Genomic DNA, 17,799 nt, shown 5'->3' with positions numbered 1-17,799 from the left:
ATAAAAATAATCATGTTACAGTGAAAAGACCTGACAAAGAATGGGAAGGAAAGGTTGTATAGAATGACAAATGAACAATCAATTGTAAAAGTCGATCGGTTAACGAAGCGAATCGGCTCAAAGACACTTGTACAAAATATTAGTTTTGAAGTGAAAAAAGGCGAGGTTGTCGGTTTACTCGGACCAAACGGTGCTGGAAAAACGACTTTAATGAGAATGATGGTTGGTATGATCCGTATGACAGAAGGTGAAGTATGGATTGATGGTCAATCTGTGAAACAGCAATTTGAAAAAACCGCTGCGAAAATTGGGGCGGTAATTGAGACACCCGAATTTTATCCTTTTTTGAGCGGGTATGAAAATTTAACATATTTCGGACGAATGAATGGTAATGTGACCGAAGAACGTATCGATGAAGTAGTGAAATTGTTAGGAATGGGACAAGTAATTAATCGTAAAGTAAAAGCATATTCACTCGGCATGAGACAACGTTTAGGAATCGCTCAGGCGCTTATTCACGATCCGGATGTGTTGGTACTAGATGAACCGACGAATGGATTAGACCCTAGTGGAATACATGAAATGAGAATGTACATAAAAAAAATTGCACACGAACAAGGAAAAGCTGTACTTGTATCGAGTCACTTACTTTCAGAAGTTGAATTAATGTGTGACAGAGTTATCATTATTCAGCACGGGGAATATGTGGCTACGCAAAATATTCAGCATAGTCAAAGTGAAGAGATGGAGACGATCCGTATACGTGTAGATGATGCGAATAAAGCAGCGGAAATGTTAGGGCATGATGTTTTATTAAAGGATAATGAATTAATTATTAACGTAAAAGATGAAGAAATCCCAAATGTTATTCGTACATTGCTTGAGAAAAATATTCAAGTGTATCGTGTATATGAAGAAAGAAAAACGTTAGAAGAGCAATTTTTAGAATTAACAGGGGGAAAAGATATTGTTTAATTTAGTATATAACGAACTGTATAAAATATTTAAGCGGAAGCGAACGATTATTCCATTTGCGGTTATTGCAGTATTAATAATCGGATTAGGGTGGGTTACGGTAAAGTATTTTGAACCGGAAACAAAAGGATGGAAAGTAGATTATACAGAACGTACTGTAGAAATTGAGAAAAAGCTTGGCATGAAAAAAGAAGCTATTTTAGCAGAAAAATCAGGGGATGAGCTTGTAAAAGAATACCAGCTTAAGATGAAGCATTTAGATACGGATACAGCACCGGCAAGCAGTTCTCCACTTTCTTTCATGAGAGATACAGGTTTTATCGTATTTCCAATTTTGCTCCCATTTATCCTCGTGTATGCAAGTACAATTTTTGCGAATGAATATAGCTGGGGAACATATAAATTTTTAACAATCCGTCCGGCGAGTCGATTTAAAATTTTAACAGCAAAGTTTTTAGCAATCGTTATATTTGCAGCTTTATTGTTTATATTTAATATGATTTTCTCCGCTTTATGTGGACTTGTTATTTATAAATTCCAACAGCCTGCATGGAGTGAGTTTATTTTCCAAGATGGAAATATAATAAAACAAAATATTTTTGTGGAAGCAAGTAAATATTATGTTTTATCGTGGTTACCAACGGTTGTGTATGCATCGTTTGCATTTATGATTTCTGTGTTAACGAGATCTAGTGGAGGTGCAATTGGTATTTCACTATTCCTTGCTTTATCAGGCAATATTGCGTTATTAGCAGCCACTAGATATAACTGGGCGAAATATTTATTGCCAGCAAACACAGATTTATATAGTATTTCAAAGAATGGAAGTTTTATTGATGGAGTAACATTCCCGTTTGCATCATGTATGTTACTACTGTATTTGTTCGTATTTTTATGTATTTCATATACTGTGTTTTTAAAAAGTGATTTAACTTAATAAGAAAAGCCGTTCAGGGTGCTGAGATGCACTTTGAACGGCTTTTTTTATGAGAATTGTTTAAGTGCTCTTTCGGCTAGTAAAGCAAAGTATTCTGCACTTATAGGCAGTGCCTCTTCATTAATTGTAAAAGCAGGATGATGCCATTCATGTGTACCGCTCGTTCCCATAAAGACGAATGAACCTGGTATTTCCTGTTGGTAAAATGAAAAATCTTCTCCAGCCATTGACGGACTAGGTAAGATGATATTAAGATTCATCTTTGTGGCAACTTGAGTAGATAAGTATGTAAGAGCTTTATCGTTGTGAACAGCAGGAGGACCTGAAAAAAAACGGAATTCCGTTTTTACACCTAATGCATCAGATACACCTTTAATAATACGCTCCATGAGTGCTGGGATCTTTTCACGTGTTTCAGCTTGGAACGTGCGAATAGTTCCTTCTAACGTAGCTTTTTCAGGAATCACGTTCCACGTATTTCCTGCATGAATATTTGTAACACTAACAACCGCATTATGAGATGAACTTATATTTCGGCTTACAATTGTTTGCAGTGCCATCACAAGTTGAGAGGATGCGACAATAGGATCTACGCCAGCATCTGGTACAGCCGCGTGTGTACCAACTCCGTGAATTTCAATTTCAAATCGATCAACTCCGGCCATCAGTGGACCATCTTTAATGCCAATTGTACCTACTGGTAAATCAGGTTTATTATGCATGCCGAAAATCGCTTGCACATTACGTAAATGTCCAGCATCAATAACTTTGCAAGCGCCATTACTACTTTCTTCAGCTGGTTGGAATATGAAGCGAATCGTTCCATTTAGGGAAGATTCTCTTTCTTTTAATAAGAAAGCAGTACCTAAAATAGCAGCTGTATGAAAATCGTGTCCACAAGCATGCATTTTCCCTCGTACTTTAGATGCATAGGACAAATGTGTTTCTTCTTGAATAGGAAGGGCATCAATATCAGCACGAACTGCTACAATTGGTCCGTTTTTATTACCAGACACTTCAGCGATAATTCCTGTTTCTAAATTGGAATCAATGATAGTAATATTTTTTTCTTCTAACCAATTTTTTATTGCTTTTGTTGTTTCGAACTCTTCATATGATAGTTCTGGATACTCATGTAAATGTCGACGGATGGAAATAAGTTTTTCTTTTAGTTGATTTGAAATAGATACCATGTAGTATGCCTTCTTTCTTCAGCAAAATATTTATCATAAGTATACAACAATAAAAGAGAGGATTCTCAAATGAAAATCCTCTCTCGTTTATCCCATAAAAGCCCGATTGGTTCAACTAATTAAAGTTTCACTTTATGCTGCGACTTTTTTATGCGTAGGATGTTTACGATAACGTCCACGCATTGCGTATGCAATTTGCGGGATTGCAATCCCAATTAATATAAGTGATACACCGAACCATTGTGAAGATAGTACAGCCTCTTTTAAAACGAATACGGACATAATTGTTGTAACTGGTAGTTCCGCTGCACCAAGAATAGTCGCTAAGCCAGAACCGATTTTTGGAATCCCGATTGTAAAGGCAATAGATGGAATGACGATACTAAATGTTCCTAATCCTAAACCGTATTTCCAAAGACCTTGAGAAATGGCACCATTAAAAATAAATGTTGGTGGGAATACAATCATGACTAAAGTTAAAGCACCAGTCATTAAGAGAACACCGCGCGGTAATGAAGGTACTTCAACAGCAACTTTTCCGCTCACGAAAATGTATGTTGCGAATGTAACAGCAGATAATAGACCTAAAATGATTCCAGTCGTATCGAAAGCACCTGCTGATTGTTCTAGTAAACCACTGGATAAAAATGTCCCTACAAGTAAGAAAATAACAGAAATAACTTTTTCTCTTGAAGGTAATGTTTTTGTTGAGACTGCTTCAATGATAATTCCGACCCAAACGAATTGGAATAAAAGAATAATTGCAATAGAAGCTGGTACAGTTTTTAATGAAGCATAATAAAAAATTCCGGTAAAACTTGCAGATGTTCCTGCAACGAATAAAAGTAATGCTTGCTTTAAAGGAACGCGATGTCTAGAAAATAGAAGTGTAATAGCAAGCAAAATAATCCAACCGAACAAATATTGGCTGCCAATTACCTCTCCAAGTGAAAATCCTTCTGCATATGCAAGTTTAACAAAAATAGCTAAAATTCCATAACTACACGCTCCTAATAAAACTAAAAGAGAATAACGAAGCATGAAAAATTCCTCCCATCTATATGAAGTTGTTCCGTATCGAAAATATATAACTAGAGGGAAGTATACAAAATTAGAAATAAAGGGTCAAATGAAAGAAAAGTATGACATTTTATAGAATAATAATAAAAGTATGATATTTATGCATAATCTTGAAATTATTAATAGTAGAAGTATTATAAAATCAACTTTGTATTGTATAGAGACAGCATTTGAAAAAAATATTTTTTAAACCAATATGTAAATAGGCGTACTAGTAGCGTGCTAATTATTTGAGAAACTATGTTACCTTTGTTATGGTAATAACAATTAAAGGAGTTTCATAATGCATTTGATTTTTTTCTATATAATAGAAGGAAATGAAAACGTTTTATTAGAAACTGTGAGGAAGTATGGTTTTTCTTATTACCACGTTGTAAAAGTGATTTCACGAATTGTTCATAGTATTTTTATGTGTTTTTGTTACAATATTTAGGGAGAGGAGTGGAATGATGCAAGATATTAGTATTTTTTTAGCGTTTGGCGCCGGGTTCTTATCATTTATTTCCCCATGTTGCTTACCGCTTTATCCGGCATTTTTATCGTACATAACAGGTATGTCGGTTTCTGAATTGAAAGAAGAAAATGCAATGCTTCGCAAAAGAAGTATGATACATACAGCGTTTTTCTTACTTGGATTTTCAATTATATTTATTGCAATTGGATTTGGTACAAGTTTTATTGGAGGAATCTTTACTGACTATAAAGATTTAATCAGACAGTTAGGTGGTATCTTTATCATCGTGTTCGGTTTAATTATTGTCGGGGTGTTTAAGCCGAAATTTTTAATGCAAGACCGTAAATTTACATTTAAAAATCGTCCAAGTGGCTATTTTGGATCAGTACTAATTGGATTAGCCTTTGCAGCAGGGTGGACGCCATGTACCGGACCAATTCTAGTGTCCGTAATTGGATTAGCAGCAACAAATCCAGAATCAGCAATGATATATATGATTGCTTACATACTTGGATTTGCAATCCCGTTTTTCGTACTGTCATTCTTTATTACGAAAATGTCTTGGATTAAAAGAAATAGTATGGCCTTCATGAAAGTCGGAGGATATATTATGATTGTTATGGGTGTCTTCCTATACTTTAACTGGATGACGAAAATTATTGTATATTTCTCAAGTTTATTTGGTGGTTTTACTGGTTTTTAGTATTATTCTGCGAAAATGTTGGAAATACTAACGGAAAAGCATATAATGAAAGTATATTTTGCATATAGCCACAAAAAAGGATGAGAAAATATGAACATAGTTCTTTTATCAAGTATCGTTGCTGTTTGTATGGCTGTCGGTGCGATGTTTATTCGTTTAAAAGCAGCTAAGAAACCTGCAACATTGAAAAAAATTATACTTCCACCATTTTTTATGAGTACGGGTGCATTGATGTATGTTTTTCCTGAATTTCGATTAACTCCAGCAGAAATGTTAGAAGCAATTGGTGTCGGTTTGATTTTCTCTATTTTTCTTATTAAAACATCTAAATTTGAAATTAGAGGACAAGAGATTTATTTGAAGCGTTCAAAAGCCTTTGTTTTCATATTAATTGGATTACTTGTAGTGCGGATTGTATTTAAAACATACTTAAGTCAATCTCTTGATTTAGGACAACTTAGTGGCATGTTCTTCTTACTTGCGTTTGCGATGATTGTGTCATGGAGAATTGCAATGTATCGTTCCTTTACGAAATTACAAAAGGAAATGGAAAAAGAAGATGGTTTTTATAATGAAAAAGATATGAAGCTAACTTAAAAACTGTATATGTACCAAATAAAAAGACAGCGTTAAAGGCGCTGTCTTTTTTATCGAAAATAATATGGAGTTACTTTGCGAGTAAAGATTGATAGTTAGAATAATCAATCTTTTTTTCTTGTAGTTTTTTAATTAAAAATTTATGATCACGCTTTGGTGTGGCAATGATATATCCTTTAATAATTAAGTCTTGTGTAATTTGAGAGGCATTTTCTTGTAATGCAAGTTCCCCGATTTTTCCAGCGATCTTTGATTTTGCAACATCGCGAAATAGTTCTGGAACAGGGCTTACAAGCTCTTCTAACAATTGTTTTTGTTCGTCAGCCCATAAATGTCTCGTTTTATTTATGTAGTGTTCTTCCCAATCCAAAATGGACATGCCGTCTTCTTTTGGTAATCGTTTTAAAAATTTTCTGAACATAAAGTATCCACCGATAGACATAAGCCCTAATAAAATAACCGTCCATAATACAATGAACCAACTGAACCATCCTTCGAGCAAGCATATCCCCCCTTAATGATAGCGGTTTTCTTTTATTCATATTATATACAGTGAGATTCATAGAAAGCAAGAACGCTTGGTCATTTTGACCAAGCGTTATAGTTTAAACGAAGTATAGTTGTTCAACACATAAATTATTATTATCGTCTTCAACATACTCAATAATAAGTGTGCCAACTTTACGATCTTTATCTTCAGTTGTGAAAATAGAGTAAGAAGTAAAACGTGTTTTTGATAGGCCGCTTATATGTGTAGGTAAAGAAATGTAGTCGTTATCGCGGAAGAATTCCATCAGTTCAATATCCTCAAATTCTTTTCGGTCAACTTGTTTGTTTGTATAGCGGCGTTGAAGTTGTTTTAAAGACTCATTCCAAGAAATTGCTTTTGTGTCGTATACCATTGTTCTATCTCCTTACTGTATGTAATCATTAAGAACATACGTTCTAATCTAGTATACTCTTTTTATTCGAAAAGGGAAAGCAAAAAATAATGTAAGCTTGGATTTCCAAGCTTACATTATTGATGCGTCCGTCATAATCTCTATTTTTTATTATAAGTTAGATAGGAATAAGAAACAAGATGATATATATAATGTTGAGAGTTTTAAAAATTCTGTATATTATAGGTGTACTAAAGTGTAAGGGAATGAGAGGTATGGTATACGTAATTTCACTGCAAGGGCCGATGGCTAGCGGAAAAACAACATTGGCTAAAAGGTTAGAGAGATGTGGGCTTTCGGTTATATATGAAAATCCTTATCCAATTGTAGAAAAGCGAAAGCGATTAAATTTGGATATGAATTCAAAAGAAGGGTTTATCATAAATCAAAAAATGTTTATCGAAGCAAAAATTAAGGAGTTTCAAAATGTGAAAGGTTCAGTCGTAATTTTTGATCGCGGACCAGAAGACATTGAGTTTTTTACACTCTTTTATCCAACGATTATAGGGGAAGAGTGGGATATAGAAGCTGAATTGAAAGGTGAATTATATAAATTAAGAGAATGTCGTTCAGATGCCATTTTTTATTTAGATGTGACGAAAAAGAATGTATATGATAGAAAAAATAACGATAGGACAAGAAAACGAAGTACATTTGAGGAGCAATTTAAATTAGTAGAAACGGAAAAAGATTGGTATAAAAAATTTCCTGTAACTTATTTGGATACGAATAGATTAACAGTGGACGATCTAGAGGTATATTTTATGGACTGGTTAAAGGAGAGAGGACTATGAAAAAAATACTTTTATTTGTATACCCAACATTTGCGGAGTTTGAAATAACAGTAGCAACGGCATTGCTGAAAACGAAGTATGAAATCATAACAGCGGGCTTAACAAAAGAATTGATTATAAGTGAAACTGGGTTGCAAGTGCAGCCGCATATAGAAGTAAGTGAAGTATGTGTAGATGAGTATGAGGGGATACTTATTCCAGGTGGAGAAGAAGTACAGTTGAAAGATGCAAAATCTCTTTTTTCAGTTATTCGTCAATTTCACGAACAAGAAAAATTAGTAGCTGCTATTTGTGCTGGACCGTATGCGCTAGCAAAAGCGGGCTTATTTAAGGGGATTTCTTATACTGCGACTATAGATTATCAAAAGTTCGATTGTTTTCCAATAGAAAATTTCGTGTATAAAGAAGTTGTGCAACACTCAAATATCATTACAGCACAAGGGCATGCATTTGTACCATTCGGAATAGCAATTGCCTCTTATTTTGGAGTGGCAGACGAACATAATACAGATTTTTATGGTGGTAAAGGCAATGTAGTAATGGAGAAACTTTTACGAGAAAACGTGTAAAAGCTAGCAAATGCTAGCTTTTTTCTTTTTGACATCGATAAATGGCTAACGTTTTTGGATCACGCCATATACCGTTATGAAGTGATAATTCATTTTCTACTTCTTCTTTTAGCCATACCTTCATTTCCGCGTGAAGGTATGTATTATCAGGTATATTTAGCGACGGAAACATGCTAGAAATATAGTTTACAATCGGAGTAGCATGATGAAAAACGAGAGCATTATGAATAACTGCTTCTTCAACAGTTGGAAAAACAGACTGTAATATCTCTTTACCATTTTCCAAACAAAATGGCGTGACTGAAGATGTTGTTTTCGGTAAATCAAATGCGTCTAACATGCGGTTACACATTTCAACTATACGAGGTAATGTAACGTCAGAATTTGTTGTAGCTAAAAGTGAGCCGCCAGGACGTATTACTTTATGGAATCCTTGGATTGTTTTTTCGACGTCTTTCATGTGGTATAACATATGTCTTGCGACGATCCAGTCGTAGCAATTAGCTTCGAAAGGAAGTTTACCAGCGTTACCTAGTCTCCACTCAATTATGCTATTTTTTATTGTAGCTTCAGAAAGCATCGTTTTCGATTGATCCAAACCTGTTAAATGTCCTGTATGACCGTTAGTTTGTAATAGGGAAAGGAAACTCCCGTTAGCGCACCCAACCTCTAATATTTTTTCATCTCCTTGAAGTTGTAAATGATCCATGACGACTTCATCTAAATTCACATGTTTTTCTTCATAATGTTTATGCGTATTAATACGTGTTTGTAAATGGTTACTTACGTTGTATTGGCGTTTTACATCATTCATTTTTTCACATTCCACCTTCGTGCAAAATTGCTGAATCGCATGTGTTAATACGTCGGTTTTCTTTAAACCTTCATAATGGAGTGCAGCTTCAAACCTTTCAAGTAATTTTTCTTCAATTCGAAAATGAATATCTTTTCGCTTCGTCATTGAAATCTCGCCCCTTTGCATCTGTTAGTGAGACTATAGCATGCTTGGAAAAATTGTGTAAATAATTTGTGTACACAATATGGAGGGGATGAAAAAATTGTTTGAATGTGAGTTTAAACTATTGACGATTTAAACGTTTTCATATATTCTTAAATTAAGTAATATTCAAATAATTCAAAAGAAATGAGAGAGTCACATGCTTCTTCAAGGAACACATCGAATTGGTCGTATGGCCATGCTGTTGGCACTTGCGGATGAGAATGAAAGTCCTGTATTATCCATTCCAAAAGGTTGGAAGTATTGTACGGGGAAAGTGGGTTCAATGAATTCGCAAAAGGTTGTCGCAGCAATGGAAACAGCGGCTAAAAGCAACCAAGTTATTGAAACAGACGTTTACAGAGAAACACATGCACTTTATCATGCAATTATGGAAGCTTTGTACGGAGTGACGAGAGGTCAAATTCAGTTAGCAGACGTTCTTCGTACAGTAGGACTTCGTTTTGCGATTGTGCGCGGTACACCATACGACGGAAAAAAAGAAGGCGAATGGGTTGCTGTTGCATTATATGGAACGATTGGTGCACCTGTAAAAGGATCTGAGCATGAGGCGATTGGTTTAGGAATTAATCACATATGATTTGCCCATAGTCTATTAGTTAGAAGGGGGCCTTACTTTTTTAGGACAGAAGTCTGTCTTAAAAAGATAAGGTCCCCTTTTGCCTTTTTAAGGAGGAAAAATGATGATTACGTTAACAGGACATACATTGACAGTTGAAGAAATGAAGAGGTTATTACTGGAAGGAGAAGGTGTAACAGCTTGTCCAACTAGTATGCAAAAGGTAGCGGAGTGCCGCGAAGTAGTTGAGAAAATTGTAGAGGACGGAAAAGTCGTTTACGGAATTACAACTGGATTTGGAAAGTTTAGTGATGTGCTTATCCAAAAAGATGATGTAAAGGCACTTCAGCATAATTTAATTCAGTCACATGCATGCGGGATTGGTGATCCATTCCCTGAAGAAGTATCGCGCGGAATGTTAATTTTACGAGCAAACACGATGCTTAAAGGAGTATCAGGCGTAAGGCCGCTTGTTGTAAATATGCTTCTTGAGTTTGTAAATCGTAAAATTCATCCAGTCGTTCCGCAACAAGGTTCACTTGGTGCGAGTGGAGATTTGGCACCTTTATCTCATCTTGCGCTCGTATTATTAGGCGAAGGTGAAGTGTTCTATAAGGGGAAACGCGTTCATGCAATGGTTGCTCTTACAGAAGAAGGGCTTGAGCCAATTGAACTTGAAGCGAAAGAAGGTCTTGCATTAATTAATGGTACGCAGGCGATGACAGCGCAAGGAGTTCTTTCTTATATAGAAGCAGAAGCAACGGCGTATCAAGCTGAACTAATTGCTTCGATGACAATTGAAGGGTTACAAGGCATTATTGATGCATTTGATGAAAATGTTCATAAAGCACGTGGTTATAAAGAGCAAGTGGATGTAGCAAGCAGAATTCGTGACATTCTTCATGATAGTAAGTTAACAACAAAACAAGGAGAACTACGTGTACAGGATGCCTATTCACTTCGTTGTATCCCGCAAGTACACGGTGCTTCTTGGCAAGTTTTGAATTATGTGAAAGAAAAATTAGAAATTGAAATGAATGCCGCAACAGATAATCCGCTAATCTTTGATGGCGGGGAAAAAGTAATTTCAGGTGGTAACTTCCACGGTCAACCGATTGCGTTTGCGATGGACTTCTTAAAAGTAGGAATGGCGGAACTTGCAAATATTTCGGAGCGCCGTATTGAGCGTTTAGTAAATCCGCAATTAAATGATTTACCACCATTTTTAAGTCCAGAACCAGGACTGCAGTCAGGTGCAATGATTATGCAGTATGCTGCAGCGTCACTTGTTTCTGAAAATAAAACGTTAGCACATCCGGCGAGTGTAGATTCAATTCCGTCTTCTGCTAACCAAGAAGATCATGTAAGTATGGGAACAATTGCTTCACGCCATGCTCATCAGATCATTCAAAATGCAAGACGTGTTCTTTCAATTGAGATGATTTGTGCAATGCAAGCAGCAGAATATCGTGGTATTGAAAACATGAGTACAGTGACGAAGAGCTTCTACCATCAAGGTCGTCAGCAAGTGCCATCTATTAAAAATGACCGTATATTCTCAACGGATATTGAAAATATTGCGCATTGGTTAAAAACGAATTATTCGATAAAAGAAAGATTAGATGTAAACGCAGCACTATAAAATGAGAAAAGGGAGAGATTGAAATGGAAAAAGTACAACAAACAATTCGCGCGCCAAGAGGTACTGAGTTACAAACGAAAGGGTGGGTTCAGGAGGCTGCACTTCGAATGTTAATGAACAATTTAGATCCTGAAGTTGCTGAAAAACCAGAAGAATTAGTTGTATATGGTGGAATTGGCCGTGCAGCTCGTAACTGGGAAAGCTACAATGCAATCGTAGATTCATTAAAAACGTTAGAAAGCGATGAAACGTTACTTGTTCAATCAGGAAAACCAGTTGCCATTTTTAAATCACATGAAGATGCGCCTCGCGTACTGTTAGCCAACTCAAACTTAGTACCAAAATGGGCGAACTGGGATCACTTCCGTGAACTAGAGAAAAAAGGTCTTATGATGTACGGACAAATGACAGCAGGTAGCTGGATTTACATTGGAACACAAGGAATTTTACAAGGAACATATGAAACATTTGGCGAAGCAGCTCGTCAACATTTCGATGGTTCATTAAAAGGTACATTAACACTTACTGCTGGTTTAGGTGGTATGGGTGGTGCACAACCTCTTGCTGTAACGATGAATGGCGGTGTTGTTATTGCTATTGACGTCGATAAGCGTAGCATCGATCGTCGTATTGAAAAGAGATACTGTGATATGTATACAGAATCGTTAGAAGAAGCATTAACGGTTGCAAACGAGTATAAAGAGAAGAAAGAACCAATTTCTATTGGCTTATTAGGAAATGCGGCAGAAATTTTACCAGAACTAGTGAAGCGTAATATTACGCCAGATTTAGTTACGGATCAAACATCAGCTCATGATCCATTAAACGGTTATATTCCAGTAGGCTACACATTAGAAGAAGCGGCGAAACTTCGTGAAGAAGACCCAGAACGTTACGTACAATTATCAAAAGAAAGCATGACAAAACATGTAGAAGCAATGCTTGCAATGCAAGAAAAAGGCGCAATTACATTTGATTATGGAAATAACATTCGCCAAGTTGCTTTCGATGAAGGTTTGAAAAATGCTTTCGATTTCCCAGGATTCGTTCCAGCATTTATCCGTCCATTATTCTGTGAAGGAAAAGGACCGTTCCGCTGGGTAGCACTTTCTGGTGATCCAGAAGATATCTATAAAACAGACGAAGTAATTTTACGCGAATTCGCTGACAATGAGCATTTATGTAACTGGATTCGTATGGCACGTCAACAAGTGGAGTTTCAAGGTCTTCCATCACGTATTTGTTGGTTAGGTTACGGTGAGCGCGCGAAATTTGGTCGCATTATTAATGAAATGGTGGCAAATGGTGAATTATCAGCACCAATCGTAATCGGTCGTGACCATTTAGATTGCGGATCAGTAGCATCTCCAAACCGTGAAACAGAAGCGATGAAAGATGGTAGTGATGCAGTAGCAGACTGGCCAATTTTAAATGCATTAATTAACAGTGTAAACGGTGCAAGCTGGGTATCTGTTCACCACGGTGGCGGCGTTGGTATGGGTTATTCACTTCACGCTGGAATGGTTATCGTTGCAGATGGAACAGAAGCAGCAGCAAAACGTATTGAGCGCGTATTAACTTCTGACCCTGGTATGGGTGTTGTTCGTCACGTGGATGCTGGATATGACTTAGCTGTGGAAACTGCGAAAGAAAAAGGCGTTAACATTCCAATGATGAAATAAGGAGGAGAAAACATGCTGGACACTTTACTAATAAATATTGGTCAATTACTAACAATGGATCAAGAAGATGGCTTGTTAAGACGGGAAGCGATGAACACGCTTCCTGTTATCGAAAACGGTGCGGTTGGAATTGAAAACGATGTAATTACTTTCGTTGGAACAGCGGAAGAAGCGAAAGGATTACAAGCGAAAGAAGTTATTGATTGCGGCGGGAAAATGGTTTCTCCTGGTCTTGTTGACCCGCATACTCATCTTGTATTTGGTGGATCTCGTGAAAATGAAATCGCACTAAAATTACAAGGAGTTCCGTACTTAGAAATTTTAGAACAAGGCGGAGGCATTCTTTCGACTGTAAATGCAACGAAACAAGCATCGAAAGAAGAACTTGTTCAAAAAGCGAAATTCCATTTAGACCGTATGTTATCTTTCGGAGTTACAACTGTAGAAGCGAAGAGTGGTTACGGATTAGATGATGAGACGGAATGGAAACAATTAGAGGCAACTGCACAATTACAAAAAGAGCATCCGATCGATTTAGTTTCCACATTTTTAGGTGCTCATGCAGTTCCGAAAGAATATAAAGGTAGATCGAAAGAATTTTTACAATGGATGTTAGACCTACTACCAGAAATGAAAGAGAAGCAATTAGCGGAATTCGTTGATATTTTCTGTGAAACAGGTGTGTTCTCTGTCGAAGAGTCAAAAGAGTTTTTATTAAAAGCGAAAGAGCTTGGCTTTGATGTGAAAATTCATGCAGATGAAATCGACCCTCTTGGTGGTGCGGAAGCAGCGGCAGAAATCGGTGCAGCATCAGCAGACCATTTAGTTGGCGCTTCTGATAAAGGAATTGAAATGCTTGCAAACTCTAATACAGTAGCCACTTTATTACCAGGAACAACTTTCTATTTAAATAAAGAAAGTTTTGCTCGCGGTCGTAAAATGATTGATGAAGGTGTTGCAGTTGCGTTAGCTACAGACTTTAACCCAGGTAGCTGTCCAACTGAAAATATTCAGCTTATTATGAGCATTGCGATGCTAAAACTGAAAATGACACCAGAAGAAGTTTGGAATGCTGTAACGGTTAACTCATCATATGCCATTAACCGTGGTGATGTAGCTGGGAAAATTAGAGTTGGTCGTAAGGCAGATTTAGTTTTATGGGATGCTTACAATTATGCTTACGTACCGTATCATTACGGCGTAAGTCATGTGAATACAGTATGGAAGAATGGTAATATTGCATATACAAGAGGTGAACAATCGTGGAGCACGGCCACTATTTAAAGAAAAATGCAAAGTTTATTGATCGTGAAGTGACAAAATGGAGTGAGATGATTAAAGATTGGGAGGAAGGCGTAGAAATATTCGGTGCTGCTTTAATTGGAGCACCCCTTTCTAAACCATCTATTAGTCATTCAGGAGCAAGTTTTGCTCCAAAAACAATTCGAGCGATGTTAGATGCATACAGCACATATGCAATTACAGAAGAACACGATATGAAAGAAAGTGTCTTATATGATTGCGGCGATATTACGATGCATGTGACGGATATAAAAGAAAGTCATAACCGAATTGCGAAAACAGTTGGTCATGTAACGAAAGTAAATCCGAACATGATACCAATCGTTCTTGGTGGTGACCACTCGATTAGTTTTCCGAGTATAACAGGCTTTGCAAACAGTAAAGGAAAGGTCGGGATTATTCAATTTGATGCTCATCATGATTTGCGTAATTTAGATGATGGAGGCCCGTCAAATGGTACACCATTCCGTAGTTTACTAGAAAATGATGTCATTACAGGGAAACAACTTGTTCAAATTGGAATTCGTAATTTTTCTAACGCACATACGTACCATGAATATGCAATAGAGCATGGCGTAACAGTGTATACAATGAAAGACGTACGAGAACGAGAAATAAAAGATATTATCACGGAAAGTATTGAAGTGTTAAGAAAACAAGGTGTGACTTCTATTTATATTTCTCTTGATATGGATGTACTAGACCAAGCGTTTGCACCAGGTTGTCCAGCAATTGGGCCAGGTGGAATGGATAGTACGACTTTACTAGATGCGATTGAATTCCTTGGTAAAGAACCGCTCGTTCAAGGGATGGATATAGTAGAGATTGATCCAACTCTTGATTTCAGGGATATGACGAGTAGAGTAGCAGCGCAAGTGATTATGAGTTTTCTTTTAGCGAGGGAAATAGTTAGTAAGCAGGTTAGTATATAGACGGAAAAGTAGATCTTTATCTATGCCTTATCAAAAACACATTACTACTCAAATGTAGTAATGTGTTTTTATGTTAAAAGAGAATGAATGTGGGTGGAACCGTTAATAAAATTGCGGGTTTTTATAGTGTGTTATGTAAATTTAATTTCTTGCTTTTGAAGTATTGACGTGTAAAATAATTTTATGATAAAATAAAAATTTTGCTAAAAAACTAAAAGTGTGTTAAGCTTGAGAAGGTTACCATATATGGAGGTGGATTATTTGTTTCAAATTGGCGATAACATTGTTTATCCAATGCAGGGAGCAGGTATAATTAAAGCCATAGAAGAGAAGGAAGTCTCAGGAGAAAAACAACAGTATTATGTTATAAAAATGTCGGCTAGTAATATGGAACTAATGATTCCAGCAGGGAGAATATTGAATTCGAATATACGACCAGTGACGGATATAACCGCATTAGCACACATAATGGATATTTTTCAACATGGGGAATCAGATAGATTACTTACGTGGAAACAAAGGTATAAATTGAACACTGATAAAATAAAGACGGGTAAAATGCAAGAAGGTGCTGAAGTTGTGCGCGATTTAATGCGTATACAGAAAGAAAAAGCACTTAATGCAAGCGAAAAGAAGATGTTAGATAACGCATATGAATTTTTGATTAGTGAACTGGGATTAATTGAAGGTATCACAGAAAATCAGATAAAAAGCTTTTGTTAAGGTTCATTACAAATAATGTATTATATCCCAAAAAAGATCTTGAATTTTTTGGGAACATAATTATAGAAATTTTATCATTTCAAAGACATTCAACTCTTTCAAACCACTTTTAGAGCATTACCTCTATTGTTATTACTACAATCAAATCCATTTTTATTTTTTAATTTCATTTATGAATGTTCGAAGTTTAATTGAATACTTCGATAAAATAGTTACTTGATTTTTGCAATCCTGATTCACACTGGCACGGACGAGGAGCCGTAAGGATGAAAGAGAGGTAGGGCTTTCATTGTTTTAGGTATATAAGTTATTATTTTTAGAAGAATACTGAACCATATTCACTTCTATTGATAAGGTATTTTTTATATTAAAGAGATAAACGAATTGACAGCCATATATGGTCAACAAAAAAGGTTTCCTTCTAAGGAAACCTTTTTAATATTATTTATAGTATTTTATTTTTTTTGATATTCGAATTTTTTATTGTAAAGTCGTAAAAATTGACGTTACTATCTAAAAGTAAGTATGATGCGATTATAGTAAGATTTTTTAGGGGGAAGAAAAATGACAAGTTCAAGTAATAAAGCAGCGAGTATTTATGAAGGAACAAATGTAAACGCTGGTGGATCTTTTGAAAACGTTGAAGAAACAAAGTTGTTTGATCCAATTCAAATTGGAGCTTGGTCTCTTCGTAATCGTATAGCGATGGCACCGATGACAAGATGCTTTGCAGATAATGAAACTGGAGTAGTTGGTGCTGATGTAGTGGAGTACTACAGAAAACGTGCTGCGGATGGAATTGGACTAATTATTACAGAAGGAATTGTCATTAGTCCGAGAGCAAAAGGGAACCCGGGAGTACCAGGTATTTATACACAAGAACAAATCGATTCTTGGAAACCTGTTACAGAGGCAGTACATAAAGAAGGCGGGACGATTATTGCTCAAATATGGCATGTTGGGCGTATGAGTCATCATGAAATAATTGGTGGTCAAATGCCACAAGCACCATCTGCTATCGCTGCAGAGGGAAATGTTCCACGCTTTCGTAAACCGTTTGATACGCCAGAAGCAATGACGTTAGAAGAAATACAAGAAGTAATCGGTCAATACGCACAAGCTGCGAAAAATGCGATTGAAGCTGGATTTGATGGAGTAGAAATTCACGGTGCACACGGATATTTAATCGATCAATTTACGTATGAGTTTGCGAATAAGCGAACAGATAAATATGGCGGTAATTTAAAACAAAGGTTAACGTTTATGAAAGAAGTAACGGCGGCTGTAGTAGAAGCTGTTGGAGCTAATAAAACACTTCTTCGCTTCTCTGCTTTCAAAGGCGATAATCCTACTTATATGTGGGAAAACCCTGAGCTTGCAATTGAAACGTTCGTAAATATGTTCAAAGAAGTTGGATTAACGATGATCCATCCCTCAACGATGAATTATACGCAAGAGATTGCTGACGGAAAGAATTTTCATCAACTAGTAAGAAAATATTGGGATGGTACGATTGTTGGGGTTGGTAATTTAAATCCGAAAGAGGCCGAAGAAGCGTTGCAAGAAGGAACAATTGATGTAGTGGCATTCGGCAGACCGTTAATTGCTAATCCAGACTTTGTTCATCGAATTAAACATGCTGAAAGTTTAGTTGAATATGACGCGAAAGAGCATCTTGCTACGTTAGTATGAATAAAG

19 protein-coding genes are annotated in these 17,799 nt (G+C 36.3%); 14 read left to right on the top strand and 5 right to left on the bottom strand.

The window, feature by feature from the left end:
• Window positions 1-63 precede the first annotated feature (63 nt).
• Together ATL10_RS19920 and ATL10_RS19915 are read left to right on the top strand one after the other, a co-directional pair.
• Complete coding sequence (locus ATL10_RS19920; RefSeq protein ID WP_063548379.1) at window positions 64-975, top strand: ABC transporter ATP-binding protein; 912 nt, start codon at window positions 64-66, stop codon at window positions 973-975.
• Window positions 968-1,912: an ABC transporter permease gene (locus ATL10_RS19915; protein ID WP_110497377.1), complete on the top strand. Its 945-nt coding sequence runs from the start codon at window positions 968-970 to the stop codon at window positions 1,910-1,912. Before ATL10_RS19920 ends, ATL10_RS19915 begins: the two co-directional genes overlap by 8 nt.
• A gap of 47 nt (window positions 1,913-1,959) precedes the next feature.
• Here ATL10_RS19915 and ATL10_RS19910 read toward each other — a convergent pair whose 3' ends face one another.
• Together ATL10_RS19910 and ATL10_RS19905 are read right to left on the bottom strand one after the other, a co-directional pair.
• Window positions 1,960-3,105, bottom strand: coding sequence for a M20 peptidase aminoacylase family protein (locus ATL10_RS19910; RefSeq protein ID WP_110497375.1), 1,146 nt, complete (start codon window positions 3,103-3,105; stop codon window positions 1,960-1,962).
• A 132-nt stretch (window positions 3,106-3,237) separates the two neighbouring features.
• Window positions 3,238-4,146, bottom strand: a complete 909-nt coding sequence (locus ATL10_RS19905; RefSeq protein WP_090977347.1) for an EamA family transporter — start codon at window positions 4,144-4,146, stop codon at window positions 3,238-3,240.
• Window positions 4,147-4,468: 322 nt separating this feature from the next.
• On the opposite strand from ATL10_RS19905, the gene ATL10_RS32215 reads away from it, so the two are divergent.
• The 3 genes from ATL10_RS32215 (at window position 4,469) to ATL10_RS19890 (ending at window position 5,939) form a co-directional block, all read left to right on the top strand.
• Complete coding sequence (locus tag ATL10_RS32215; protein ID WP_071731654.1) at window positions 4,469-4,618, top strand: peptidase T; 150 nt, start codon at window positions 4,469-4,471, stop codon at window positions 4,616-4,618.
• A 16-nt stretch (window positions 4,619-4,634) separates the two neighbouring features.
• Complete coding sequence (gene ccdA / locus ATL10_RS19895) at window positions 4,635-5,342, top strand: cytochrome c-type biogenesis protein CcdA (RefSeq protein WP_001152676.1); 708 nt, start codon at window positions 4,635-4,637, stop codon at window positions 5,340-5,342.
• Between the two features lie 90 nt (window positions 5,343-5,432).
• Window positions 5,433-5,939: a CcdC family protein gene (locus ATL10_RS19890; RefSeq protein ID WP_001028440.1), complete on the top strand. Its 507-nt coding sequence runs from the start codon at window positions 5,433-5,435 to the stop codon at window positions 5,937-5,939.
• Between the two features lie 70 nt (window positions 5,940-6,009).
• Here ATL10_RS19890 and ATL10_RS19885 read toward each other — a convergent pair whose 3' ends face one another.
• Window positions 6,010-6,441 (bottom strand): DUF2621 domain-containing protein, encoded by a 432-nt coding sequence (locus ATL10_RS19885; RefSeq protein WP_000889371.1) that lies wholly within the window; start codon window positions 6,439-6,441, stop codon window positions 6,010-6,012.
• A gap of 103 nt (window positions 6,442-6,544) precedes the next feature.
• Window positions 6,545-6,841 carry a hypothetical protein gene (locus tag ATL10_RS19880; protein WP_000262400.1) on the bottom strand — a complete coding sequence of 99 codons (297 nt, stop codon included), beginning with the start codon at window positions 6,839-6,841 and terminating at the stop codon, window positions 6,545-6,547.
• 245 nt (window positions 6,842-7,086) lie between these two features.
• Between ATL10_RS19880 and ATL10_RS19870 the strand changes: the two genes are divergently transcribed.
• The gene (locus ATL10_RS19870; protein ID WP_100910068.1) at window positions 7,087-7,674 is read left to right on the top strand and encodes an AAA family ATPase; all 588 of its coding nucleotides are present in this window, start codon (window positions 7,087-7,089) and stop codon (window positions 7,672-7,674) included.
• On the top strand, window positions 7,671-8,243 hold the full coding sequence (locus tag ATL10_RS19865; protein WP_090977357.1) for a DJ-1/PfpI family protein: 573 nt from the start codon (window positions 7,671-7,673) through the stop codon (window positions 8,241-8,243). The genes ATL10_RS19870 and ATL10_RS19865 overlap by 4 nt, the downstream gene beginning before the upstream one ends.
• Window positions 8,244-8,256: 13 nt before the next feature.
• On the opposite strand, the gene ATL10_RS19860 is transcribed toward ATL10_RS19865, so the two are convergent.
• Entirely contained in the window at window positions 8,257-9,204 is a 948-nt protein-coding gene (locus tag ATL10_RS19860; protein WP_142669980.1) for a class I SAM-dependent methyltransferase, read from the bottom strand.
• 196 nt (window positions 9,205-9,400) lie between these two features.
• Between ATL10_RS19860 and hutP the strand changes: the two genes are divergently transcribed.
• The 7 genes from hutP (at window position 9,401) to ATL10_RS19825 (ending at window position 17,793) form a co-directional block, all read left to right on the top strand.
• On the top strand, window positions 9,401-9,841 hold the full coding sequence (hutP, locus tag ATL10_RS19855) for a hut operon transcriptional regulator HutP (RefSeq protein ID WP_000926516.1): 441 nt from the start codon (window positions 9,401-9,403) through the stop codon (window positions 9,839-9,841).
• Between the two features lie 103 nt (window positions 9,842-9,944).
• Window positions 9,945-11,462, top strand: coding sequence for a histidine ammonia-lyase (hutH, locus tag ATL10_RS19850; RefSeq protein WP_100910069.1), 1,518 nt, complete (start codon window positions 9,945-9,947; stop codon window positions 11,460-11,462).
• Between the two features lie 23 nt (window positions 11,463-11,485).
• Window positions 11,486-13,144: a urocanate hydratase gene (gene hutU / locus ATL10_RS19845; RefSeq protein ID WP_065229204.1), complete on the top strand. Its 1,659-nt coding sequence runs from the start codon at window positions 11,486-11,488 to the stop codon at window positions 13,142-13,144.
• A 12-nt stretch (window positions 13,145-13,156) separates the two neighbouring features.
• On the top strand, window positions 13,157-14,428 hold the full coding sequence (gene hutI / locus ATL10_RS19840; RefSeq protein ID WP_071714694.1) for an imidazolonepropionase: 1,272 nt from the start codon (window positions 13,157-13,159) through the stop codon (window positions 14,426-14,428).
• Window positions 14,407-15,378, top strand: a complete 972-nt coding sequence (gene hutG / locus ATL10_RS19835) for a formimidoylglutamase (protein ID WP_000399837.1) — start codon at window positions 14,407-14,409, stop codon at window positions 15,376-15,378. Before hutI ends, hutG begins: the two co-directional genes overlap by 22 nt.
• A 261-nt stretch (window positions 15,379-15,639) precedes the next feature.
• A complete protein-coding gene (locus ATL10_RS19830) occupies window positions 15,640-16,101 on the top strand; it encodes a CarD family transcriptional regulator (RefSeq protein WP_014482101.1) in 462 nt (153 codons plus the stop codon).
• Window positions 16,102-16,665: 564 nt separating this feature from the next.
• On the top strand, window positions 16,666-17,793 hold the full coding sequence (locus tag ATL10_RS19825; RefSeq protein ID WP_110497371.1) for an alkene reductase: 1,128 nt from the start codon (window positions 16,666-16,668) through the stop codon (window positions 17,791-17,793).
• The last annotated feature ends 6 nt before the right edge of the window (window positions 17,794-17,799 follow it).

The sequence above is a fragment of the Bacillus sp. 196mf genome (assembly GCF_003217275.1).
GTDB lineage: Bacteria > Bacillota > Bacilli > Bacillales > Bacillaceae_G > Bacillus_A > Bacillus_A thuringiensis_S.
The sequence above is the reverse complement of the archived record's forward strand: the minus strand, read 5'-3'. Positions and strand labels throughout refer to the sequence as shown.

What these genes read in the sequence shown, in the direction of transcription:
- ATL10_RS19920 (WP_063548379.1), top strand. Translation starts at nt 64, where the DNA reads ATGACAAATGAACAATCAATTGTAAAAGTCGATCGGTTAACGAAGCGA.
- ATL10_RS19910 (WP_110497375.1), bottom strand. Translation starts at nt 3,105, where the DNA reads ATGGTATCTATTTCAAATCAACTAAAAGAAAAACTTATTTCCATCCGT.
- ATL10_RS19905 (WP_090977347.1), bottom strand. Translation starts at nt 4,146, where the DNA reads ATGCTTCGTTATTCTCTTTTAGTTTTATTAGGAGCGTGTAGTTATGGA.
- ATL10_RS32215 (WP_071731654.1), top strand. Translation starts at nt 4,469, where the DNA reads ATGCATTTGATTTTTTTCTATATAATAGAAGGAAATGAAAACGTTTTA.
- ccdA (WP_001152676.1), top strand. Translation starts at nt 4,635, where the DNA reads ATGCAAGATATTAGTATTTTTTTAGCGTTTGGCGCCGGGTTCTTATCA.
- ATL10_RS19890 (WP_001028440.1), top strand. Translation starts at nt 5,433, where the DNA reads ATGAACATAGTTCTTTTATCAAGTATCGTTGCTGTTTGTATGGCTGTC.
- ATL10_RS19880 (WP_000262400.1), bottom strand. Translation starts at nt 6,841, where the DNA reads ATGGTATACGACACAAAAGCAATTTCTTGGAATGAGTCTTTAAAACAA.
- ATL10_RS19870 (WP_100910068.1), top strand. Translation starts at nt 7,087, where the DNA reads ATGAGAGGTATGGTATACGTAATTTCACTGCAAGGGCCGATGGCTAGC.
- ATL10_RS19865 (WP_090977357.1), top strand. Translation starts at nt 7,671, where the DNA reads ATGAAAAAAATACTTTTATTTGTATACCCAACATTTGCGGAGTTTGAA.
- ATL10_RS19860 (WP_142669980.1), bottom strand. Translation starts at nt 9,204, where the DNA reads ATGACGAAGCGAAAAGATATTCATTTTCGAATTGAAGAAAAATTACTT.
- hutP (WP_000926516.1), top strand. Translation starts at nt 9,401, where the DNA reads ATGCTTCTTCAAGGAACACATCGAATTGGTCGTATGGCCATGCTGTTG.
- hutH (WP_100910069.1), top strand. Translation starts at nt 9,945, where the DNA reads ATGATTACGTTAACAGGACATACATTGACAGTTGAAGAAATGAAGAGG.
- hutU (WP_065229204.1), top strand. Translation starts at nt 11,486, where the DNA reads ATGGAAAAAGTACAACAAACAATTCGCGCGCCAAGAGGTACTGAGTTA.
- hutI (WP_071714694.1), top strand. Translation starts at nt 13,157, where the DNA reads ATGCTGGACACTTTACTAATAAATATTGGTCAATTACTAACAATGGAT.
- ATL10_RS19825 (WP_110497371.1), top strand. Translation starts at nt 16,666, where the DNA reads ATGACAAGTTCAAGTAATAAAGCAGCGAGTATTTATGAAGGAACAAAT.